This window comes from Prevotella marseillensis (assembly GCF_900625065.1).
GTDB classification, from domain to species: Bacteria; Bacteroidota; Bacteroidia; order Bacteroidales; family Bacteroidaceae; genus Prevotella; species Prevotella rara.
In genome coordinates this window covers 2,765,070-2,788,561 of the sequence record NZ_UYXY01000001.1, presented here as the reverse complement: position 1 = coordinate 2,788,561, position 23,492 = coordinate 2,765,070, and the positions used below count along the sequence as shown (strand labels likewise).

The following is a 23,492-nucleotide window of genomic DNA, read 5'->3' as shown; positions in this document are numbered from 1 at the left end:
GTAACGTGAAAAATGAGCCATGCCGTTTACCCTCACTTATATGTCGTTTACCCTTACACGGCGAATTTGTGTTGCAGAAAACCCCGTTTTAACAATATCTTTGCAACATAAACCGCTAAAATGATATGAAAATGAACGAGAAAAGAACCCCTGGATTTATAGTCAGACTGCTGATGCTTCTGATGATATGCTGCTCGGCGGCGGCCGGTGCAATGGGCCAGACCGTTGTCAGCGGAAAGATTACTGACAAGTCGACGTCCGACCCGTTGCCTGGAGCAACGGTGTCGATAACGCCAAACGGCGGCAAAACCCGTCTTGGCGTGTCGGACATGGACGGAAAATACAGAATAGACAACCTTGCGGCAGGACAATACCGCATAAAGGTGAGCTACATGGGCTACAAGACGTATGAGAAGAGCGTCAGCCTGGGCAGCAGTGACAACAAGGTGATGAACATAAGTCTGACCGAGGACGCCACCATGCTCGAAAACCTTTCGGTAGAGGGAAGGGCAACACGTGCGCAGCAGGCAGGCGACACGCTGTCGTATAACGCGTCGGCATTTAAAGTGTTAGACGGAAGCACCGCTGAAGAGCTGTTGGCAAAGATGCCCGGCATTGTGGTAGAAGGCGGCGAGGTGCAGGCCCAGGGCGAGAGCGTAAGCAAGGTGATGGTGGACGGCAAGGAGTTTTTCGACGGCGACGTAAACCTTGCGCTGAAGAATCTTCCGGCCGACATAATAGCCAGCATAGAGGTGTTCGACAAGAAGAGCGACCAGGCCGAGTTTACCGGATTTGACGACGGAGAGGAGATAAAGACGATAAACATCGTTACAAAGAGCGGCTACAAGGAAGGAGTGTTCGGCAAGGTGTACGGCGGATACGGCACGGACAACCGCTATAACGCCGGCGGAAACATCAACATATTTGACGAGTCGCAGAGGCTGTCAATACTCGGAATGAGCAACAATGTCAACCAGCAGAACTTCTCGCAGGAAGACCTGTCGGGAGTTATGTCGGCGCAAAGCTCAAAGCGCGGGGGCAGGCGTGGCGGAGGCCGACGCGGCAGCACGGACAACTTCATGGTGGGCTCGCTCGGCGGTGTGACCAAGACCAACGGCATAGGCCTGAACTATGTGAACGAATGGAACGACAAGCTGAAGCTTACGTCGAGCTATTTCTTCAACCAGTCGTCTAACGACTATCAGGAGAAGCTGCAGCGCGAGTATTTCGAGTCGGCACTGCCGGGCATGTCGTACATGCAGGACAGCGAGTCGGACATGACCAACTGGAACCACCGCGTGAACATGAACCTCGAATATAAGATAGACGCCGACAACACCCTGCAGCTGCGCCCTAAGTTCAGCTATCAGAGCAGCAACACGCTGAGCAGCTATTTGGGCGAAAACCTCCTGTACGGCGAGCAGCAGAGCAGCATAGGCAGCAGCTCGGAGAGCGACGTGAAATCGTACAGCGCCGGACTTAACGCCACCTACCGCCACCGCTTCAACAAGCATGGACGCACGCTGTCGCTCTCTGTGAACGGACAGATAACCGACAAGCGCAGCGACACCTACACTGACTATAAGGAAAGCAAGACCGAGGAAGGCACGACAACCGCCACGGAATATTCGCAGCGCAAGGACAACGACGAGAAGCAGACATCGCTGCGCACCAACCTGATGTATACGGAGCCGATAGTGGACAACGTGCAGCTGAGCGCTAACTATAAGTTCTCTTACAGCAACAGCGACGCCGACAAGAAGACGTTTGAGAGCGACGGCATGACCGACCTGGGCGAACAGCTCATTGACCAGATGTCGAGCGTGTATCAGACCGACTATCTTACGCATGCTGCCGGACTGGGCCTGAGATGGAATCTCGACAGATGGCGATTCACGCTCGGTGCCGACTTCCAGTGGGCTTCGCTCGACGGCGAACAGTCGTATCCCGTTGCCGACAACATATCGCACAACTATTTCTCTGTGCTGCCGTCGGCCATGATACGCTACTCGCTCAACCGCAACAACTCGTTCATGCTGCGCTACCGCAGCAGTTCTACGTCGCCCACGCTGCAGCAGCTGCAGTCGGTTGTCGACAACACCAATCCGCTGTTCCTCTCTACCGGAAACCCGCTGCTCGACCAGCAGATTAACCATACGCTCAACCTGAGATATACGCTCACAACAATGTCGGGACAGACCTTCATAGCCATGCTCGGCGCCACGCTGCGCAACGGATATGTGGCAGACAGCACCTTCGTGGCAACAGAAGACATCACGCTGCCCGGCGGAATAGAGATGGACAAGGGCGCACAGCTTACACGCCCTGTGAACCTCGACGGATACTACAGTCTGCAGGCCATGCTGACATACGGATTCCCGCTCGACCTGATACGCAGCAACGTCAACCTGAGCCTTGCCGGCAACTATGCCAGCGTGCCGACGATATTCAACGGCGTGAAGAGCAATACGCGCGAACTGACGTTTGTGCCAAAGGTGGTGATAGGCAGCAACATCAGCGACAAGCTCGACTTCACGCTGTCGTATTCAGCCTCGATAAACAAGGCCCTCAGCTCTGTTGCCGACCTGAACACGAGCAACTATGTTACGCACATAGCACAGGCACGCGTGGGCTGGACCTTCTGGGCCGGACTGACCCTGCGCAGCACGCTGACCTATACGGGCTACAGCGGCCTGAGCGCCGACACGGAAGACTATTTCCTATGGAACGCGTCGCTCGGCAAGAAGTTCCTGAAGAACAATGCTGCCGAGATAAGGCTCGACGTGTATGACATACTGGGGCAGAGCCAGTCGTTCAGACAGTCGGTAGGCAGCAACTACTACGACTATCTTACGGCCAACGTGCTGCAGCCCTATGCCATGGTGAGCTTTGTCTATACGATAAGATAGGCCGTCTGAGGCCGCTATGACATCAGCGTATGCCGTAGTAAGAATACATTAAATTAGGTTTTAGTTGTTTGTAAATCAATGCCGGGCGGCTGTCGGCCTGCCTTTCCTAAGGCGCAGCATGATGCGGCAGGGCGGGGCAGACTGACATACGGCGGCAGAGAAATGCAGACATAAGGAGCAAAACCTATAACGCAATATGGCAAAACTCTTACGGCCAAAGGGCTGTTTGAGATTAAATTAAACATCTAAAAAAAACGAGAACTCATGAAGAAACTATTATTACTGATGGCCCTGACGGCCATGTTCGGCATCAGTGCCGACGCACAGAAAAGGGGCGGACAGAAGCTTACGCCTGAACAGAGAGTAGAGAAACGCATGGAACAGCTCGACAGCAAGCTGAAGTTAAGCGACGAGCAGAAACAGAACATAAAGTCGCTCTACACCGACTTCTTCAGTCAGGACATAAGCCGCGAGGAGCGCAGGAGCAAGATGGAGGAGCTTAACACGAAGATAAGCAATCTGCTTGACGACAGCCAGAAAAAGACTTTCAGCGAGATGAACAGCCGGAAGGCCGGCAGAAAGCGCTAAGCACGCATGCCTTACAGCCGCCATGCAGAGGCATTATGCCGTGGCGGCCTTGACTTCTGATTATTAAGATGCTTGTATATGAATGTGCCTGACGGGATGGTTTATCGTGTCTTTTTTGTTAATCCCGGTCGGGTACATTCTTTTTTCTCGGCCATTTTTATATGTAACAGTTTCTGCGGTTTTGCTTTCACATTGATTTTGCCTGACGCTCTCATACTGAGATATTTGAAATTTAAAATCATTTGGCCGTAAAAACATGCCGTTTTCGTGTGCAAGCGCAAGTGTCAGATGCATAGCGTGTTACATCGTTATGCGTAGATGTGTGCAAAAGTTTTTGTCCTGATTGGGACAAAAAAGCTATTATTTCAATGAAAAAACAGGGTTGTTTGAGATGCAAAAGTGGCCCGGTTTTGAGTAAAAAGTTGCCGGTTAATTTTTCAAAAGCATACCTTTTGCATATAAATGTAAATATACTTTACCGCCGCTGCCTGTTTTTCGCTTCTACTTTTTCTATTTCAGCAGAAAATCCTGACATTTTTGTGATGGCACATTGCCGCATGAAAACAGCAGGCAGCTTACATGCTGTCAGAAGCCGATGCCGTTTGTCGGCTGTGCCTTTCCGGCATTTTATGTGTCCGTGCCGTATGGGCGTAATATATAAAAAGCATGGATTTGGTTTTATTCTGCCGTTATTTATGAGTCTAGAGTTATGGGCCGAATCATTCGGCTGTGGCTGATTCATTAAGCATGTCTGTGTGTATGCAGATAAAAAAGAAAAATGCCAAGCGGTTTATTATCAACCACTTGGCATTTTTTCTTGTTTCGTTATATTCAAGGAGTTTTATTTTAATTCGCGTCAGAATAACGTTAAGATCATGTGCAGAGCGCAGGCGAAGTTCTGCGTCAGCTGATTAAGATACAGGAGTGGAAAGATATGTGCAAAGTGGTTTATAATAATACACAAGGCATATGGCTTTAACTCCTTTAACTACTCTGACTCCTTTAACTCCTAAAAAACTACATGTATCCCAGCCATCTGAGAATGTCGTTCAGGTTGGCTACAACCATCAGCAGAATCAGTATGCCGAAGCCTACATATTCAGCCCTTATAAGGAAGTTCTCGCTCGGCTTGCGGCGCGTAATCATCTCGTAGAGCAGGAAGAGCACGTGGCCGCCGTCGAGAGCCGGGATAGGCAAGATGTTCATAAACGCAAGGATGATGCTGAGGAATGCAGTCATGCGCCAGAACATCATCCAGTCCCATGTCGGCGGGAACAGGCTGCCGATAGATCCGAAGCCGCCCAACGACTTGGCGCCGTCGGCTGTAAACACATATTTCATGTCGTCTACATATCCGCGGAGCACGCCGATACCGTATTTTATTCCGGCAGGGAAGCTCTCAAAGAAGCCGTATTCTACGGTTTCGGGCTTGTAGTATGTAGCCAGATATGTGCGGCCTATGCCTAACGTAAGGTCAGGGTTGAGCACCATTTTCACCGTGTCGCGCTTCTCGGGCGAGGCCTTATGGCAGAACACCACCGTGGTTGTGCGCACCTTCATGCTGTCTTTTGTGGTCTTGGCCACGCTGAGCATGTCGCCCATTACGGCCATCTGGTCGTCAAACTCGTTCCATGAGTCAATGCTCTTGCCGCCTATCGCCAGCAGCTTGTCGCCCTTCATCATGCCTGCCTTTGCTGCCGGAGAGTTTGGCATCACGCTGTCTATGTCGGCCGGGATGAACGGCTTTACAAACACGGGCTGCTCCTTGAGCATGGTCAGCAGGCTCATGTCTTCGGGCATGGTGAGCTGTATCTCCTTGCCCTGGCGCATCACGGTTACGGTCTGCGCGTTGGCTATGTCGCGGTACATGTCGACGTCAAACTTTGTCAGCGTGTTCTCGTTGGTTCGCAGCAGCACGTCGCCGTCCTTGAAGCCTATCTTCTTGGCAGCGTCGTTAAACTTCATACCCATCGTCATCTTGTCCAGGCGGTAGTATGAGTCGCCCCATGTGTAGAGCACCATCGAATAGATAAACAGCGCAAGCAGGAAGTTTACGAGCACTCCGCCCACCATTATCAGCAGTCGCTGCCATGCCGGCTTGGAGCGGAACTCCCACGGCTGCGCCGGCTGCTTCATCTGTTCGGTGTCGAACGACTCGTCTATCATGCCCGAAATCTTGCAGTAGCCGCCGAGCGGAAGCCATCCCACGCCGTATGTCGTGTCGCTTTTCTTGGGCTTAAATTCAAAGAGGTGGAACCATGGGTCGAAGAACAAGTAAAACTTTTCAACCCTTACGCCGAAAAGTTTTGCAAAGAAGAAGTGGCCGCCTTCATGCAGCAGCACGAGAATAGAGATTGCCAGCATAAACTGGAGCAGTCTTATCAAAAATATTTCCATGTCTCTGTTTTCTTAATTTTTCTTTCTGCGGCCGGTCGCCGCCGTCGGATTGTTTTGCTTATGGATAAAAATATGTTACTTGTTTTATTTATTCTTTCTTTATCAGTGTGCCCCGAGCAGTTCGGTAGCCACGCGCCTTGCCTCGGCGTCGGTGCTTACGTAGGTGTCATAGTCGGGCGCGCTGCTGAAGCTTACGCGGCTCATGGTCTTCTCTATGATGTCGCTCATCTGTGTGAATCCGCACTTGTCCTCAAGGAATCCGCGGTTGACAATCTCGTTGGCAGCGTTGACAATGCACGGCATGTTGCCGCCTTTCTTTATCGCCTCGAAGGCAAGCGCCAGGCAGCGGAACTTGTCTAAGTCGGGCTCGAAGAACTCCAGCGGCTGCTTGAACAGGTCGAGACGGTCTTCGTTGAGGTGAATGCGGTCAGGGTAAGTCAGAGCATACTGTATGGGCAGGCGCATGTCGGGCACTCCGAGCTGTGCCTTCACGGCTCCGTCGGCAAACTGTACGGCGCTGTGCACGATGCTCTGCGGATGGATAAGCACCTGAATCTTGTCGGCCGGAACGCCGAAGAGCCATTTAGCCTCGATAACCTCGAAGCCCTTGTTCATCATCGTGGCGCTGTCTATGGTTATCTTTGCGCCCATGCTCCATGTGGGATGCTTCAGCGCGTCGGCCTTGGTTACGGTGGCAAGCTGTTCCTTGGTGAAGTTGCGGAACGGGCCGCCTGATGCTGTCAGCAATATCTTTTCAATTTCGTTGTCGCCTTCTCCGGCCAGACTTTGGAATATGGCAGAGTGCTCGCTGTCAACGGGTATTATCGGTGCGTGGTATTTCTGCGCCAGCTCGCATATCAGTTCTCCGGCAACAACCAGAGTCTCCTTGTTGGCAAGGCATATCTTCTTGTGTGCCTTGATGGCATGAATTGTCGGATTAAGTCCGGCAAAGCCCACCATTGCCGTAAGCACCATGTCTATCGGGCCGGCCTCCACTATTTCGTCTATGGCCTGTTTGCCTGCATACACCTTTATGTCGGGCAGGTCGGCGAGCAGGCTTTTCAGTTCTTCATACTTGTCTTCGTTGGCAATCACCACTGCCGCCGGATTGTATCGGCGTGCCTGTTCGGCCAGTTCTTTCACTTTGTTGTTGGCCGTGAGGCAGTAAGCCTCAAACAGGTCAGGATGCTCGTCAATCACCTGCAGTGCCTGTGTGCCTATCGAGCCTGTTGAACCGAGAATGGCTATCTGTTTCTTCATAAAATCTTAAATTCTCCCAACTTCTAAATTTGTTTCTCTTGTCTTTCGTCGTTCCGTATCGTCTTTGGCGCGCTTTGCGGCCGTGGCGTCTGCTTATTCAAGGTCGAGAAGTCCTTCGGGCAGGTCTACCACAATGATGTGCCTCTCGGTGTCGACGTCAATGATGAAGTCTTCCGATGCCGGTATCATTATTTCCTTGCCGTCAGGTGTCTCTACGTTAAAGAGAGTGTTTACAGTTGAATAGTCAACCGACTTGACCGTGCCTATCAGGCGGTTGTCGTTGTTGGCGTCGAGCAGGCTGAAGTTTTCGGCCTCGTTGAGCGACATGGCGTCCTGGCTCTCTTCTGCCAGCTTGCGGCTGAAGTAGACGTCGCATCCGGTGAGTTCCTGCGCCTGCTCCTTGGTGTCGATGTCGCAAAACTTCACAAGGGCTGTCTCGCCGCTCTTGAACCTGTATTCCTCGAAAAAGAATGGTACGAGTATGCCGTCGATGAGCAGCACGAGATAGTCGGCGTCGACTCTGTCGAACACATCGTCCTCAAACATTAGCGACACCTCGCCCTTCACACCGTGGGGCTTGCCTATCTTGCCGATTTTGAAAACTTCCTCTTGTCTTATCATCGCTGTTGTTGTTTCGCTTTTATGCTTAGCTTATGCGCTCAATCTTGGCTCCGAGGTTGTTCAGTCGTGCCTCAATGTCCTCGTAGCCGCGGTCAATCTGCGCAATGTTGTCTATGCGGCTTGTGCCGTTGGCGCTCATGGCTGCAATGAGCAGCGCTATTCCGGCTCGTATGTCGGGGCTTGTCATGCGTCCGGCACGCAGCCTTACGTTATGGTCGTGGCCTACCACCACGGCTCTGTGCGGGTCGCAGAGTATTATCTGTGCGCCCATGTCTATCAGTTTGTCTACAAAGAACAGGCGGCTCTCGAACATCTTCTGGTGGAACAGTACGCTGCCTCTTGCCTGAGTGGCCACGACGAGCAGCACCGACAGAAGGTCGGGCGTGAGTCCGGGCCATGGGGCGTCGGCCAGAGTCATTATCGAGCCGTCAATGAACGAATCGATTTCGTAGTGGTCCATGTGCGGTATGATGAGGTCGTCGTCCTCAGTGTCTATCTTTACGCCGAGGCGGCGGAATGCGTCGGGTATGATGCCGAGGTTGCGCAGCGACACGTTCTTTATGCGTATGCCGTCGCCCACCATGGCTGCCATGCCTATGAACGAGCCCACCTCAATCATGTCGGGCAGTATCTTGTGCTCGGTTCCGTGCAGCGAGTCGACGCCCACTATTGTCAGCAGGTTTGATGCAATGCCGCTGATGCGTGCTCCCATTTGGTTGAGCATGTGGCACAGCTGCTGTATGTAGGGCTCGCATGCCGCGTTGTATATGGTCGTTGTTCCTTTTGCCAGCACGGCTGCCATTATGATGTTTGCCGTACCGGTTACAGATGCCTCGTCGAGCAGCATGTAGCAGCCCTTAAGTTCTTTGCCGTTTATCTCGAATGTGTTTCTTTCGTCGTTGTGCAGAAACTTTGCGCCCAGATATTTGAATCCCAGGAAGTGGGTGTCCAGGCGTCGCCGTCCTATCTTGTCTCCGCCCGGCTTGGTCACTACGGCCTTGCCGAAGCGTGCCAGCAGCGGTCCTATCATCAGCACGCTGCCCCTGAGCGAAGCGCATTTGCGTATAAACTCGTCGCTCTCCAGATAGTCGAGGTTGATGTTCTCTGCCTTGAACGAATATTCGTTCCTGCTTATGCGGGTTACATCCACGCCTATGTCTGTGAGCAGCAGAATGAGATTCTTTACGTCAAGAATGTCAGGTATGTTCTTTATTCTTACTTCTTCGGGCGTAAGCAGTGATGCGCATATCACCTCAAGCGCCTCGTTCTTGGCGCCTTGCGGTGTTATGGTTCCGCTGAGCGAATGTCCGCCTTCTATGATGAAAGATTCCATGTTCGGGTCTTGATTTGGTTAACGTTGCTGTTAGCGTTATCTTCTTTTCCTTCTCCTTTCTCCGGGCTCCTTCAGACTTCCCACATTAAACTTGAATGTGTCGAGGTCGAGTTGTATCTTCCCGTTGGTGAAGCGTGCCAGGTCAGAGGCTATTTTCTCGTCATCGCTCGAGCCGTGGCTCCATTGTATCAGGTTGCGTTTCATCTGGTTGGCCGTCAGCCTCGTAAGCTCGTCGCGCTCGGGTCCGGGCTCCATGTTCATCAGTTGTTCAAACAGCTCGAACACCATTCCGCCGTAGTGCTTTATGGGGTTCTTCTGTTTTGGATATTCCATGGGCTGAGGCTTTGTGGTTATGCTCTTTGCCTCGTTGATGTCTACCGGATAGTCGATGTCGAGCTTGAAGTCGCTCATTATGGCCAGATGGTCCCACAGCTTCTGCTTGTAGTCAATGTTCTCCCTGTTCTGCGGGAACATGCGCTCCATGATGCATATTATGGTCTCTGCGCATTTCTGACGCTCTTCTCTGTCGCTGAGCGTCATGGCGTAGTCTACCATCTTCTGCACCTCGCGTCCGTATTCGGGCAGCGTGAGCTTCTTGCGCTGTGTATTGTAGTCTAATCCATCGATTTCCATTTCTTTCTTGTTTAAATTCCGTTTAAATGTAGTGTGATATGTGTCTCTGTTGTCCTTGCCCCGTGTGCGCTTTCGCGCTGTGGCTTACAGCAGTTTCTTCGGTGTCTTGGCCACGAAGTCTTTCAGATAGAAGGGCACGAAGTAGGCCACGTCTTCAAATTTCTCCTCGGCCATGCGCTTCTCTGCCAGCGGGAACATGTTCTTAGCCAGCGGCTCAATGCCTTTTATCAGCACGGCGTTGGGGTGGTTGATGGCCTCGATGCACTTGCATGCGCCGTTGCCGAAGAAATACACCTTGCCTTTGTCGAGGAATTCCTTATACGTGTCGGCGTCCACCACGTCGGCCTGCACGCCTCTCACCTCTTTGAGCGAGCGGTCGTAAATGCCCGAGTAGACCTCCATGCGGCGTGCGTCGAGCATGGGGCAGAGCAGCGCTCCGGGTTCGGGCTCATGTGTGAGCAGTACGGGCACTGTGAGCAGCTCGAGCGTGGGCACGGCTATCAGCTTGATGTCGCGGCCATAGCATATGCCCTTGGCCATCGAAACGCCTATGCGCAGGCCGGTGTATGAGCCGGGGCCGCAGCTAACGGCTACGGCATCGAGCGGAATGGCGTGGCTGTCGGCGAACGAAATGGCTTCGTCAATAAATGTTCCAAGTCTTACTGCATGGTTCGGGCCGCTGTGGTCTTCTTTGCTGAATATGCAGGTGCCGTCCTGGCTTACTGCTACCGAACACACGTTGGTGCTCGTCTCAATATTCAAAATACACGACATAATTAAAAATATCTTCTTAAATAAAGTGCAAAAATACGCTTTTTTCCGAAGAAATATGTACTTTTGCATAAATTTAACTACAAAAGTGTTATGATACAATCTATGACGGGTTATGGCAAGTCGGTCGTAACCTTCAATGAGAAGAAGATTAATGTAGAAATAAAATCTTTAAACAGTAAGGCCTTAGACCTGTCTACGCGCATTGCGCCGCTATACCGTGAGAAGGAAATGGAGATGCGCCAGATGATTTCGAAGGCGCTCGTAAGAGGAAAGGTTGACTTTTCAATTTGGATAGAGAAAGACGCGTCTCTCGACGCCACGCCTATCAACAGTGCGCTGGTGGAGAACTATTATCATCAGATAAAGGACATTGCCGCCAAGACCGGCATGCCTGAGCCGCAAGACTGGTTCAGCATACTTGTACGCATGCCCGACGTTATGAGCAAGACTGAGGCAGAGGTGCTGACCGACGAGGAGTGGGCCGTTGCCCGCGGCGGCGTTGAGCAGGCACTGCAGGCGCTTGTGGAGTTCCGCAAGCAGGAGGGTGCCGCCCTTTATAACAAGTTCAGCGAGAAGCTCGACAACATCGGCAGTCTGCTGGCGTCTATAGAGCCATACGAGAAGTCGCGTGTGGAGAAGATACGCAGCCGCATCGTTGAAGGCCTGAAGAGCATACCCGAAATAGAATACGACAAGAATCGCCTTGAGCAGGAACTTATCTATTACATAGAGAAACTCGACATCAACGAAGAGAAACAGCGCCTTGCAAACCATCTTAAATATTTCCGCGAGACCATGAACGACGGCATAGGCCAGGGCAAGAAGCTCGGCTTCATAGCTCAGGAGATGGGACGCGAAATAAACACCACAGGCAGCAAGAGCAACCAGGCCGAGATGCAGAACATCGTGGTGAAGATGAAGGACGAACTGGAACAGATAAAAGAACAGGTGCTTAATGTACTTTAAATTTTAGGAGTTAAAGTATTAGAAGTAGTTATAGTAGTTAAAGTCATTACCTTTGCAGGTTCTTTTCATAAAGAAAGCTTTTGGGTATGATGCTTAAAAATATAGATAAAGTCAAGAATATATGACTTTAACCTGCAAGCATAAAAGCATATGGCTCTAACTCCTTTAATTACTTCTGACTCTTTTAACTCCCGATGAGAAACGCAAATGACTTTAACTTCTTTAACTACTCTAACTCCTTTAACTACTTTTTAAAACCATGCCCGGAAAACTCATTATCTTCTCTGCTCCTAGCGGAAGCGGAAAGAGCACAATAATCAACTGGCTGATGTCGCACGAAGAGCTGCGCATGGCCTTCAGTATATCATGCACAAGCCGCGCCCCGAGAGGCACAGAGCGCAACGGCGTTGAATATTTCTTCGTTACGCCCGAAGAGTTCAGACGCCGGATAGACAACGACGAGTTCCTCGAGTATGAGGAAGTATATAAAGACCGCTACTACGGCACGCTGAAGCAGCAGGTTGAGGCACAGCTCGAAAAAGGCGAGAACGTTGTCTTTGACGTGGACGTGAAGGGCGGATGCAACATAAAGAACTATTATGGCGACCGTGCTCTCAGCGTGTTCATCCAGCCGCCGTCGATAGAGGAGCTGCGCAACCGTCTGACAGGACGCGGCACCGACGCCCCGGAAGTGATAGAAGACCGCATAGCCCGTGCGTCGTTCGAGCTTACCTTCGCCCCGAAGTTCGACAAGGTGGTTATCAACGACGACCTGGACAAAGCCAAGGCCGAGGCGCTGAAGATAGTTAAAGACTTTCTGCTCGGTTAAGTGAATAACGTCTTACGAAAGTGAAAAACTAAAAGTTAAAAGTGAAAAATCCAAATGCCTTGTGGTGATACAAACTCCTATCTTTGTTTCGAAACAGCAAAGCTAATGTTCTGTCGGATATTTTATCCGACAGCATTGAATATCAGGATTTTTAATCCGATACTCATACCTTTTAATCAAAAAATAGGAAGTAACCGGATTGAAAATCCTTATACTCAATTCCGGCAGATTATAAATCAGCCGGCACAATAGTCTTGCTGTTACATACCATAGTTTTGAAAAACTAAAGGTTTATGTTTGACAATAAGCCACAAGAATCAACAAAGCTAATGTTCTGTCGGATATGCACGTGTTGTTGAGCGCAGCGAAAAATTCGACAGCATCGGATATCAGGATTTTCAATCCGATACTCATACCTTTTAATTAAAAAATAGGAAGTAATCGGATTGAAAATCCTTATACTCAATTCCGGCAGATTATAAATCAGCCGGCACATTAGTCTTGCTGTTACATACCATAGTTTTGAAAACCCAAAGATTGATGTTTGACAATAAGCCACAAAGCATTTGACTTTAACTTCTTTAACTACTCTAACTCCTTTAACTCCTAAAAAAATAAAAATGATCACCACCGGCATCTTCGGGGGCTCTTTCAACCCCATACACAACGGACACGTAGAGCTGGCGCGCCTGCTTTTGGCGAGTGCAGGGCTCGATGAAATATGGTTTGTCGTGTCGCCGCAGAACCCGTTTAAGCGTGCTGCCGACCTGCTTGACGACGACCTGCGCCTAAAGATGGTAGAGCTTGCGCTCGAAGGCGAGCCGCGCATGCATGCCTCCGACTATGAGTTTCGCATGCCCCGTCCGTCGTATATGTGGCACACCCTTCAGTCGATGAGCCGCGACTATCCCGACCGCCGGTTCGTCCTGCTCATAGGCGCCGACAACTGGGAGCGCTTCAGCGAGTGGTATGCCTGGCGCGACATTCTCAGCCATTATCGCATAGTGATATATCCCCGCGGCGGTTCTGCCGTAGACGCAGCGTCGCTGCCCGAAGGAGTCAGCCTTGTAGACACCCGTCTGATAGACATCAGCAGCACGCAGGTAAGGCAGTTCATTGCCGCCGGCCGTCCGATAAACGGTCTTGTGCCCGACAGCGTGGCCCGCTATATCAGCGACAACGGTCTGTATGCTCCTAAAGTTTAAGTCGGTGGATAACATATCGGAGCTGTTTTTCCGTAATTCTGATATTGTTCTTATTGCATTGCTAATTGTTAAAACACAGCATGAAATAGGTAAAAACTCAGGACAAAAATATTTTTCATTCTAGAAAATCAACTTATAACGTATGTTAAAGATAATAGCCTTGATACCACGTTTCTTTAACATACGTTTGTTTTTATGCCTGTTTTCAACATCAAAATCAGCCTTTTTCGTTCACAAATGCCTGCTTTTAATGTCGTAAACGTATGCTTTTGTGATGCTAAACCTATCGTTTACGGGTGAAAAGTGGCCGAGTAATGTTTTTTAACTATTGCCTATTTGCTTCGTAATCTTACTAAAAGGCAATATATCAACACTTTACCGGAAATGTCAATTTTGTGCAATTTTTCGCACCAAACCACGGTTTCGTGATGAGCATGGCAATTCTGGAGAGGTTAAAAGTTTATTTTAGGAGTTAAAGGAGTTAGAGTAGTTAAAGAAGTTAAAGTCAAATGTCTTGTGGATTAAAAACAAACGGCATATACCAACAAGAGTAATGTGCCGGCTGATTTGTAATCTGCCGGAATAGTATATCAGGATTTTTCAATCCGCTTACTTCCTATGTCCCGATTGCGAAAGTGAAGATATTAAGGTTGCATTATCGGAACTTAATTAAAAAAATAGGGTAGAGCGCAATGAAAATTAAAAAATAAAAGTGAAAAATCCAAATGCTGAGTGCTTGATCAGAAGCCACAAAACATTTGGATTTTTCACTTTTCACTGTTCGTTTTTCACTTTCACTTACGCGTTCTCTCCGATAATCTCTTTTGAACGTTTGAGGGCAGTGCTTATGTGGTCGCAGATGTTCTCCTTGCCTATAAGCTCGTTGAAGCCAGACCTTTCTAGTACGGCCCGGACATTGCTGTTAACGCCCGACAGCACTATCTCGATGCCCTCCTTGCGGCTCATTATGCAGAGATTCTTCAGGTTGTGTATTCCCGTTGAGTCGACAAATGGCACCTTTCTCATGCGTATCACCCTCACAACGGGACGGTCGCCGAACACGGCCATCACCTCCTCAAACTTGTTGCCGGCTCCGAAGAAATAAGGACCGTTAATCTCGTACACCTCCACGCCTTTGGGTATAGTGAGGTGCTCAAGGTTGCCCTGCTCGATGTCAAGCTCGTCGTTGGGGTCAATCTCGTCCATAATCACCTTTACGTCAGTGGTTTCGGCCATGCGCTTCATAAACAGCAGGCAGGCTATGAGCAGGCCCACCTCGATGGCTATGGTGAGGTCGAATATTATGGTGAGGAAGAACGTTATCAGCAGCACTGCCACATCGCTCTTGGGATTCTTCATAAGCTCTGTGAACGAGCGCCATCCCGACATGCCGTATGACACTATCACCAGCACTCCGGCCAGGCAGGCCATGGGGATATACTGCGCAAGCGGCATGAGGAAGAGGAATATCAGCATGAGCACGGCAGCGTGTATGATGCCCGCCACGGGCGTGCGTCCGCCGTTGTTGATGTTGGTCATCGTGCGCGCTATGGCTCCCGTTGCCGGTATTCCGCCAAACAGCGGCGATGCCAGGTTGGCAATGCCCTGGGCTATAAGCTCGGTGTTAGAGTCGTGATGGTCGCCTGTTACACCGTCTGCCACTGTTGCCGACAGCAGCGACTCTATGGCTCCCAGTATGGCTATGGTGAATGCCGGCGACACGAGGCTCTTTATTGTCTCCCATGTCATCTGCGGCACCTGTGCGTCAGGCAGTTCGCTGCTAATCGAGAATCTGTCGCCTATGGTCTCTATCGACGTCACGCCAGCAAAGTTTTTCAGCAGCAGCGCCGCCACCGTCATAACGATTATGGCTATCAGCGAGCCGGGAATCTTCTTGCTGAAGCGCGGCGTTACGGCTATCAGCAGCACGCTTGCCACGCCGATAATGGCGCTCCACATGTCAATGGTGCTTATGTTGGCGGCGTAGGCGCCCCATTTCTCGATGAAGTCGGCAGGCACATCTGTTATGCTAAGGCCCAGCAGGTCTTTTATCTGCGTGGTGAATATGGTTACGGCTATTCCGCTCGTGAAGCCAACTATGATGGGGTAGGGTATGTACTTGATGATTACTCCGAGGCGCAGCAGGCCGAACAGGATGAGGAATGCGCCGGCCATGAGCGTGGCTATGGCAAGGCCTTCCATGCCGTACTGCTGTATTATGCCGTAGATGATGATGATGAAGGCGCCCGTGGGTCCGCCTATCTGCACCTTGCTTCCGCCAAACACCGACACGATAAGTCCGGCCACGATGGCGGTTATTATGCCCTGCTCGGGAGTTACGCCCGACGCTATACCGAAGGCTATGGCGAGCGGCAGGGCCACAATGCCTACTATTACTCCGGCCATGATGTCTGCCATCAGCGTCTTGCGGTTATAGCTTTTCAGCGTTGACAGCAGGCGCGGCCTGAATGCAAAAGGTTCCATTTGTTCTGATTTGTTGTTATTCTGAAATGTTATTTGTTTTAAAGAAGTCGCAAAGGTACAATGTTTATGTTACATTACAAAACATTTTTTATGCTTTTTTAGTTTTTACGCCGTTGCGTTTCATGCTTTTGCGCATTAAACGTATCTATATATAATAAAATATGTGTGATTTATCTTTGCCGCATTCGATTTGCGGTGCATTTGCATTGCAGATACAATAAAAAGATGTAATTTTGCCAAAAATATTTAGAATTTGATGAAAATACTGAATCTGGCAGGACGTGTGTTCACCAATATCTTCAAGCCGATAAAAGGCAATGCCGCTTTCTTTGTATTCATGTATGTGCTCGGCATCGTGTGCACTTATGCCGTAGTGCCCGACAAACGCGGATATCACGCATGGCCGCTTGCGCCCTACGAGCTGTTCTTCGATGTGAGCATAATCTGCGTTGTGCTGTGGCTCTTGCCGCGCAGCGTGGCCAAGTGGCTGAAGCGTTTTATCTACGTATTTTTTTACATGATAGTGCTTGTCGACGTCTATTGCTTCGTGAAGTTCGACACGACGATAACCCCCACGATGCTGCTGCTCGTGGGCGAGACCGACAGCCGCGAGGCGGCAGAGTTTCTCGAGTCGTATCTCACGGGCTCCGTGGTGTTCAGCCGTCTGGGCTGGGTGCTGCTCGTGCTGCTTGCCCATGTGGCATGGGTGCTGATATGGCACAACCGCCCCAAGTGCAAGGCCTGGCTGGAGGCCAAGACCGGTATGGCTTTAGGCGTGCCCGGATGGTGGCGCATGGCTGAGCCGTGGCTCGGACTTCTGTTCCTTGTGATGTTTGTGGTCAGCACGGTCAAGTGTTTTGCCGACAAGACGGCCTTTGTGCGCCTGATGTCCTACGACAACATAGGGCAGGTGGAGCACGAACTGACCAAGAAGGAGAAGGCCCAGCTGTATCTGCCCGGCTACCGCCTTATGTTCAGCATATATGCCAACGAACTTACGGCCAAGCAGGTGAAGACCCTGGTGGAAAATATCGACAAGGCAAAGGTGGACAGCTGTTCGTTCCGCAGCAAGAATATCGTGCTGATAATAGGCGAGAGCTACAACCGTCATCATGCCGGATTGTACGGATACCATAAAGACACCACGCCAAGACAGGAGGCACGCGCTCAGAAGGGCGAGCTGATACCGTTCAGCGACGTTGTGGCGCCGTGGAATCTTACGAGCTTTGTGTTTAAGGCTCTCTTCTCGCTCTATACAGTGGGCGACAAGGGCGAATGGTGCGACTATCCGCTGTTCCCCGAGCTGTTCCGCAAGGCAGGATATCATGTAACGTTCCTTACCAACCAGTTTCTGCCTCAGGCTAAGGAGGCTGTCTACGACTTCAGCGGCGGCTTCTTCCTGAACAATCCGCAGCTGAGCCACGCCATGTTCGACACGCGCAACACGCGGCTATACCGGTACGACGACGGACTGCTGGGCGACTATGACAGGCTGCAGCGCAACAACGGAGAGAACAATCTGATAATATTCCATCTGAAGGGGCAGCACGTTGACTATCGCACGCGCTTCCCGAGAGACCGCAGACACTTTAATCCGGAAGACTACGACAGGCCCGAGCTCAAGCAGAAAGAGCTGCGCGTGCTTGCCGACTACGACAACGCAATATTGTATAACGACTCGATTGTCGACCAGATAATAAAGCGCTTCGAGGACGAGGACGCCATCGTGGTGTATGTGCCCGACCATGGCGAGGAGTGCTATGAGGGCGACGTCCACTTCTACGGCCGCATGCACTCTACCGAGATAACGGCGCGCCTGGCACGCGAGGAGTTCGACATACCGTTCTGGATATGGTGCTCACACAGCTTTATGGTTGGTCATCCGTCGCTGTTCAACGACATCGTGAAGGCCAAAGACCGTCGCTACATGACCGACGCGCTGCCGCATCTGCTGCTGTATCTGGGCGGCATAAGCTCGCCCCACTATCGCGACGACCTGAACGTGCTGAGCGACGGGTATAACGAAAAGAGACCAAGAATGTTAAAGAACACTACCGACTATGACAAACTCGGCGTTGAAGACTGACGCGCAGGCCGCCGCAACCGGTGAGATGCGGGCCGCGCGGCTATGGCGCCGTGACAAAAATAACTTAAGACAATGAAAAAAGAACTGCTGAGCATGGCTGAGTCGAAGGCCCTCAGGGGCATAGCCATACTGGGAATAATTCTTCACAACTACTGCCACTTTCTGGGCTTTGCCGTAAAAGAGAACGAATACACCTTCACGGCATCTAAGCCGAGACAGCTGCTTGAGCGCATGCTGACACTCGACGACAACCTGTTTATACACGTTATGTCGTTCTTCGGACACTACGGAGTGCCCGTGTTTCTGTTTATCAGTGGCTTCGGCCTCGTCTACAAGTATGAGCGCAGCACGCCGACTAGAGTAAGGGCGCTGCCCTTCATCGGCTTCCATTATGCCAAGCTGCTGCGCCTTATGTTCCTTGGCTATATAGGCTTTGCCGTGGTGAGCTATCTCCATCCGCACGGCTATCACGGCTATACCGTGGGCCGCGTCATAGCCCAGCTGCTGATGTATATCAACCTGATGCCCGACCCCGACCACATCATAAAGCCCGGGCCTTACTGGTATTTCGGACTCATGCTTCAGCTCTACATCGTTTACCGCCTTGTGCTCTATCGCCGCAGTTCGGCTGTTACGCTGGCTCTGATAGTGCTGTGCACGGCTGTCCAGGCATTTTTTCCTCCGTCGGTCGATGAGGGAGGCGAGATTCTAAACCGTATACGTTACAACTTTATAGGCGGCATGTTGCCCTTTGGTGCCGGCATACTCTATGCCCGCCACGGCCGCAACCTGCCCTTGCCGATAAATCTCACCATAGTAGTGGTGTCGGCATTCATCGTGTTCATAGGCAGCTTCTATTTCTGGTCGTGGCTGTTTGTGCCGCTGTTCATCGTAACCGGAGCCGTTGCCACCATGAAACTGATACCCGACAAGGCGCTTGCCCCGTGCGTATGGTTCGGTGCCATATCGTCGGCGCTGTTCGTGATGCACCCCATCACGCGCGAGATAATTATAAAGATGTCTTACCGCGGATACATCTACACCGGACTGATCACGTATATCGTTGCGTCGATACTTCTGGCATGGCTGTTTAAGCTGATGTTCCGCTATATTCCAAAACCAAAGCTGAAGATATGATAAAAGCCATAAACCTTTCGGACATAAGCCGCTACCGCAGCGAACTGATGGGACTGGCCATGATATTTGTCATGCTGTTCCATGTGTGGATGCCCAAGAGCAATCCGATGTACGGCTTTGTGAGATGCGGAAATGTGGGCGTTGACATGTTCCTCTTCCTCAGCGGCATAGGCCTGTGGTATGCATGGAGCAAGAAACCCACGCTGAAAAACTTTTTCTGGCGCCGCTACATACGCATCTATCCGGCATGGATATTTATGGCCTGCCTGTATTACATTCCGGCGTTTATCAACACTCCCGGCGGAGGCTACAGCCGCAACGTGCCCGACCTCGTTGCAAACATCCTGATAAACTGGAGCTTCTGGCGCATTGACGACCTGACGTTCTGGTTTATCCCTGCCATAATGATGATGTACACCTTTGCCCCGGCATACATGAAACTCATAGAGAAGCATCCCGAATACCGTTGGCTTGCGGTGGCCGCTATGGTGCTTGCCGTCATGGTGCAGTATTATCCGCCTGTGCATAAGGCTGTAGGGCATGTGGAGATATTCTTCAGCCGCATACCTATATTTCTTATCGGCATCAACTGCGGCGCGCTCGTAAAGGGCGGACGCAGCCTCGACGGCTCGTCGCTGTGGCTCGTGCTGCTGATTTTTGTCATGAGTCTGGCCATGTGTGTGGAGTTTGAGGAGTCGTGGCGAGGCCGTTTCCCGCTGTTCCTTGAGCGCATGGTCTACATTCCGCTCACCGTGTCGATGATATTGCTGCTTGTGAAGCTGCTGTGCCATACGCCCGCCATTATCTGCCGGGCACTTGCCTTTGTGGGCACGGTAAGCCTTGAGCTTTATCTCATCCACATACAGTTTGTCATGAAATACATAACCCCCTACAAGCTGGGTTACTGTCTTACGGCTCTTATCATGATAGCCGTTTCTCTTGTACTTGCGTGGCTGTTGCACCGACTTGTGTCGTTCGTGATAGGATTCTTGCCGAAGAACATATAACGGGCAACGGCATGTGACGGATATTGATAATGCATGGCACTGACCGGGCGGCCTGAGGCATATGGCCCTGCGGGGAGAGCAAGTCTTCGGCCTGGTCGGCAAAATGAAATTAAAAACGAGAAGTAATGAAAAGTAATCTGTTAAAACTGATACGCCCGCACCAGTGGCTAAAGAATGTGTTCGTGATGATACCCATGTTCTTCGGCGGCAGTCTGCTCGATCCGTCTGACATAAGAGCATCGGTCGTAACGTTCTTTGCATTCAGTTTCATTGCGTCGTCGGTCTATTGCTTCAACGACATTATCGATGTTGAGGCCGACCGCCGCCATCCCGTTAAGTGCAAGCGGCCAATAGCATCGGGTGCCATAAGCGTCAGGAGTGCATGGGCCCTTATGGCTCTAATGTTTCTGCTGTCGGTTGGAACAGTGTGTCTGCTCGATACATACACCCATGTTATAAATGTAGGACTGGTAATCCTTATTTATTATATTCTGAACATCCTTTATTGCTCTAAGCTGAAGCAGTATGCCATTGTAGATGTCTGCATCATAGCTTTCGGATTTGTGCTGCGCGTGCTTGCCGGAGGTTTTTCCACTGACATATCCCTGAGCAAGTGGCTCGTGCTGATGACCTTCCTGCTCACTCTTTTCCTCTCGTTTGCCAAGCGGCGCGACGATGTGCTGCGCATGAACGAGACGGGAGAGCCGCCGAGAAAGAATACTATAAGGTATAACCTTACCTTCATAAATCAGGCAATAACCATCACGGCGTCGGTGACGCTTGTATGCTATATCATGTACACCGTGTCGCCCGAGGTGGTAAACCGTTTCCATTCGGACCTGCTTTATCTCACTTCGGTTTTCGTGCTGCTCGGACTGTTGCGCTACATACAGATAACCGTTGTTGACAAGAGGAGTGGCGACCCTACAAAGATGATGCTCCGCGACAGGTTCACGCAGTGCGTGGTGCTGCTATGGGCGCTTACGTTCCTTGTGCTGATATATGTAATAAAGTAAGGACAATAGCTGATTTAAGCGTATAAAGCATTTCTTGTGATTTAGATTATGGACAGTACTTTAAAGATACACGCCTTTGATTTCGACGGCACACTGACCAACCGCGACACCCTTCTGGAGTTTATAAGGTTCGTCCGTGGCGACAAGGCTTTCTTTCTTTGCATGCTGCGCTATCTGCCGTTGCTGTTGCTGATGAAGTTTGGCCTTTATCCCAACTGGAAGGTAAAGCAGAAAGTCTTTGCCCATTGCTTCGGAGGGATGAAGCTTGACGAGTTCAACAAATGGTGCGTGCGCTTTGCGAGTGAGAACATTTCTTTATTGCGGCCAAAGGGCATACAGAAGATTAACGAGGTGCTTGAGGAAGGCTGCAAGGTGGTTATTGTAAGCGCGAGTATAAACAACTGGGTGGAACCGTTCTTTGCCGGACTTGACGGCGTGACGGTCATCGGCACCATGATAGAGGAGCGCGACGGGGTTGTTACGGGGCGTTTTATCTCAAAAAACTGCTATGGCGAAGAGAAAGTGAGACGCTTGATACAGCTTTATCCCGGTCGTAATAGCTATTGGCTTGCGGCTTATGGCGACAGCAGGGGCGACTTCGAACTGCTTGACTTTGCCAACGAAAGCCACTATAAACCTTTCAGAAAATAGCCTTTGACGCTTTCGTGGCGGTGAGACTGCCGCGAATAGACCGGCATGCCTGACAGATTGGCTTGATGCTTGGCTGACGCAATGAGGGACATTGGGCTGTCAGGGATTTTGGATTTTAGAAAATATAAACAAACGATATGAAGAAATTTTTCAGAATGTTTAAAATAAGGCGCGAGGAAATGGCCGCGTCGGTCTGCGCTCTCTGTGTGCTGATTGCTCTGCACGCAATGATGATAAGCAAGACCTTCAATACGTTTCTGCATACAGGCGGGGCGCACTGGAATATATTTATAAAGAACTTTGTAGTGTCAGGCTTCGATCCGATAACCTATTCTATGGTTACATATTGGGAAGCCAACTATAATGTTTACCGCCATCCGTTCCTTTCGTTCATGGTCTGGCCGCTGTCCTTGCTCGACGGCTGGCTGATGGATATGACGGGACTAAACCTTGTGCAGTTTATAGTGGCTGTTCCGCTCCTGTTCTTTGCATTCTATTCGTTTATATTCATCTTCCGCATCTTCCGCGACATAATAAAGATACGGCGTTTTGAGGCCACGGTGCTTTCGGCCATGCTGTTCTCGTTTGCGTATGTCATGATAGCAGCCGTAGTGCCCGATCATTTCTGCGTGTCGATGTTCCTGCTTGTGTTCGCGTTGTATATATCAGGCATGAAAATGCAGAACGGCACAAGGTTAAGCATCTGGCAGACGGTATTGCTGTTCTTTGTTACGGCCGGCGTGACGCTTAGCAACGGCGTGAAGATATTCATATATGCGCTCTTTACCAACGGAAAGAAGTTCTTCCGCATCAAGTATCTGCTGCTTGCAGTGCTGCTGCCTTCAGCCCTTATATGGGTTTTTGCACGATGGGAATACCGCACTTTCGTATTGCCTAAAGAAAAGGCACGCCACGAAGCACGGCTGAAGAAGAGTGCCGAGACACGTCAGAAACTGTTCAATGCATTTGCCGACACAACGTCGCTGAAGGACAGTGCCGAGATAAAAAAAGCCTTTGCAAAAGAGATGAACAAGCGTGTGAAGGCAAAATATGTGAAAGACCACCAGAAGGCATGGAACAAGCATACCGGCAAGCCGATGGGCAAGGGCGAATTTATCAAGTGGACAGACATTTCTACATCGCGCTCTGAAACGGCTGTAGAGAACCTTTTTGGCGAGTCTATACAGCTGCACGACCAGCATCTGCTGCAGGATACGCTGCGCAGCAGGCCGGTGATAGTGCCTTACAGCTGGATTATCAACTACGTGGTTGAGGCTGTCATTGTTCTGCTGTTTATCGGCGGAATATGGTGCGGACGCCGTTCGCGCTTCCTTTGGATGGCCTTGGGCGGCTTTGCTTTCGACATGTTCCTGCACATGGGACTTGGCTTCGGCATCAACGAAGTGTATATAATGGGTGCCCACTGGCTGTTTGTAATGCCTATGGCAATGGCATTTGTGGTGAAACAGGCCGAGAACGGAAGATTCAGAACATGGCTGCGCGTGCTGCTCGTTGTGCTTACGCTGTGGCTTTGGGCATATAACGGCACTCTGCTTGCAGGCTATCTGCTGGGATAAACGGCAGCAGCCTGTGAGG

At 50.7% G+C, this 23,492-nt stretch carries 19 protein-coding genes; 12 read left to right on the top strand and 7 right to left on the bottom strand.

Features of this window, described 5'->3' with window-relative positions; all coding sequences use genetic code 11:
- Positions 1-131: 131 nt before the first annotated feature.
- The 3 genes from EJL04_RS11255 (at position 132) to EJL04_RS11245 (ending at position 4,234) form a co-directional block, all read left to right on the top strand.
- Positions 132-2,909: a TonB-dependent receptor domain-containing protein gene (locus EJL04_RS11255; protein ID WP_241209986.1), complete on the top strand. Its 2,778-nt coding sequence runs from the start codon at positions 132-134 to the stop codon at positions 2,907-2,909.
- Positions 2,910-3,173: 264 nt separating this feature from the next.
- Positions 3,174-3,497 carry a hypothetical protein gene (locus EJL04_RS11250; RefSeq protein ID WP_125104987.1) on the top strand — a complete coding sequence of 108 codons (324 nt, stop codon included), beginning with the start codon at positions 3,174-3,176 and terminating at the stop codon, positions 3,495-3,497.
- Positions 3,498-3,865: 368 nt separating this feature from the next.
- Positions 3,866-4,234, top strand: coding sequence for a hypothetical protein (locus EJL04_RS11245; protein ID WP_125104986.1), 369 nt, complete (start codon positions 3,866-3,868; stop codon positions 4,232-4,234).
- 280 nt (positions 4,235-4,514) lie between these two features.
- Here EJL04_RS11245 and rseP read toward each other — a convergent pair whose 3' ends face one another.
- The 6 genes from rseP to tsaB form a co-directional block, all read right to left on the bottom strand.
- Entirely contained in the window at positions 4,515-5,894 is a 1,380-nt protein-coding gene (gene rseP, locus EJL04_RS11240) for an RIP metalloprotease RseP (protein WP_125104985.1), read from the bottom strand.
- Between the two features lie 102 nt (positions 5,895-5,996).
- Positions 5,997-7,154 carry a 1-deoxy-D-xylulose-5-phosphate reductoisomerase gene (locus tag EJL04_RS11235; protein WP_021854033.1) on the bottom strand — a complete coding sequence of 386 codons (1,158 nt, stop codon included), beginning with the start codon at positions 7,152-7,154 and terminating at the stop codon, positions 5,997-5,999.
- A 93-nt stretch (positions 7,155-7,247) separates the two neighbouring features.
- Complete coding sequence (gene rimM, locus EJL04_RS11230) at positions 7,248-7,775, bottom strand: ribosome maturation factor RimM (protein WP_125104984.1); 528 nt, start codon at positions 7,773-7,775, stop codon at positions 7,248-7,250.
- Positions 7,776-7,800: 25 nt separating this feature from the next.
- Positions 7,801-9,108, bottom strand: coding sequence for a UDP-N-acetylglucosamine 1-carboxyvinyltransferase (gene murA, locus EJL04_RS11225; protein ID WP_021854031.1), 1,308 nt, complete (start codon positions 9,106-9,108; stop codon positions 7,801-7,803).
- 36 nt (positions 9,109-9,144) lie between these two features.
- On the bottom strand, positions 9,145-9,741 hold the full coding sequence (locus EJL04_RS11220; protein WP_021854030.1) for a DUF4290 domain-containing protein: 597 nt from the start codon (positions 9,739-9,741) through the stop codon (positions 9,145-9,147).
- A gap of 84 nt (positions 9,742-9,825) precedes the next feature.
- Positions 9,826-10,515, bottom strand: a complete 690-nt coding sequence (tsaB, locus tag EJL04_RS11215; RefSeq protein WP_125104983.1) for a tRNA (adenosine(37)-N6)-threonylcarbamoyltransferase complex dimerization subunit type 1 TsaB — start codon at positions 10,513-10,515, stop codon at positions 9,826-9,828.
- A gap of 90 nt (positions 10,516-10,605) precedes the next feature.
- Between tsaB and EJL04_RS11210 the strand changes: the two genes are divergently transcribed.
- From EJL04_RS11210 to nadD, 3 genes are all read left to right on the top strand, one after another.
- Entirely contained in the window at positions 10,606-11,481 is an 876-nt protein-coding gene (locus EJL04_RS11210) for a YicC/YloC family endoribonuclease (protein WP_021854028.1), read from the top strand.
- Between the two features lie 259 nt (positions 11,482-11,740).
- A complete protein-coding gene (gene gmk / locus EJL04_RS11205; RefSeq protein WP_021854027.1) occupies positions 11,741-12,310 on the top strand; it encodes a guanylate kinase in 570 nt (189 codons plus the stop codon).
- 620 nt (positions 12,311-12,930) lie between these two features.
- A complete protein-coding gene (gene nadD / locus EJL04_RS11200; protein WP_125104982.1) occupies positions 12,931-13,515 on the top strand; it encodes a nicotinate (nicotinamide) nucleotide adenylyltransferase in 585 nt (194 codons plus the stop codon).
- A gap of 798 nt (positions 13,516-14,313) precedes the next feature.
- Here nadD and EJL04_RS11195 read toward each other — a convergent pair.
- A complete protein-coding gene (locus tag EJL04_RS11195) occupies positions 14,314-15,999 on the bottom strand; it encodes a SulP family inorganic anion transporter (protein ID WP_021855761.1) in 1,686 nt (561 codons plus the stop codon).
- A 256-nt stretch (positions 16,000-16,255) separates the two neighbouring features.
- Between EJL04_RS11195 and EJL04_RS11190 the strand changes: the two genes are divergently transcribed.
- The 6 genes from EJL04_RS11190 to EJL04_RS11165 all read left to right on the top strand — a co-directional run bounded on the left by EJL04_RS11190 (position 16,256) and on the right by EJL04_RS11165 (position 23,473).
- The gene (locus EJL04_RS11190; protein WP_125104981.1) at positions 16,256-18,085 is read left to right on the top strand and encodes a phosphoethanolamine transferase family protein; all 1,830 of its coding nucleotides are present in this window, start codon (positions 16,256-16,258) and stop codon (positions 18,083-18,085) included.
- 72 nt (positions 18,086-18,157) lie between these two features.
- Positions 18,158-19,222 carry an acyltransferase family protein gene (locus tag EJL04_RS11185; protein WP_053398898.1) on the top strand — a complete coding sequence of 355 codons (1,065 nt, stop codon included), beginning with the start codon at positions 18,158-18,160 and terminating at the stop codon, positions 19,220-19,222.
- Complete coding sequence (locus EJL04_RS11180) at positions 19,219-20,229, top strand: acyltransferase family protein (protein ID WP_125104980.1); 1,011 nt, start codon at positions 19,219-19,221, stop codon at positions 20,227-20,229. The genes EJL04_RS11185 and EJL04_RS11180 overlap by 4 nt, the downstream gene beginning before the upstream one ends.
- 125 nt (positions 20,230-20,354) lie before the next feature.
- Positions 20,355-21,245, top strand: coding sequence for a decaprenyl-phosphate phosphoribosyltransferase (locus EJL04_RS11175; RefSeq protein ID WP_125104979.1), 891 nt, complete (start codon positions 20,355-20,357; stop codon positions 21,243-21,245).
- Positions 21,246-21,293: 48 nt separating this feature from the next.
- A complete protein-coding gene (locus EJL04_RS11170; protein ID WP_125104978.1) occupies positions 21,294-21,896 on the top strand; it encodes an HAD family hydrolase in 603 nt (200 codons plus the stop codon).
- A gap of 137 nt (positions 21,897-22,033) precedes the next feature.
- Positions 22,034-23,473, top strand: a complete 1,440-nt coding sequence (locus EJL04_RS11165) for a DUF6080 domain-containing protein (RefSeq protein ID WP_125104977.1) — start codon at positions 22,034-22,036, stop codon at positions 23,471-23,473.
- Positions 23,474-23,492 lie beyond the last annotated feature (19 nt).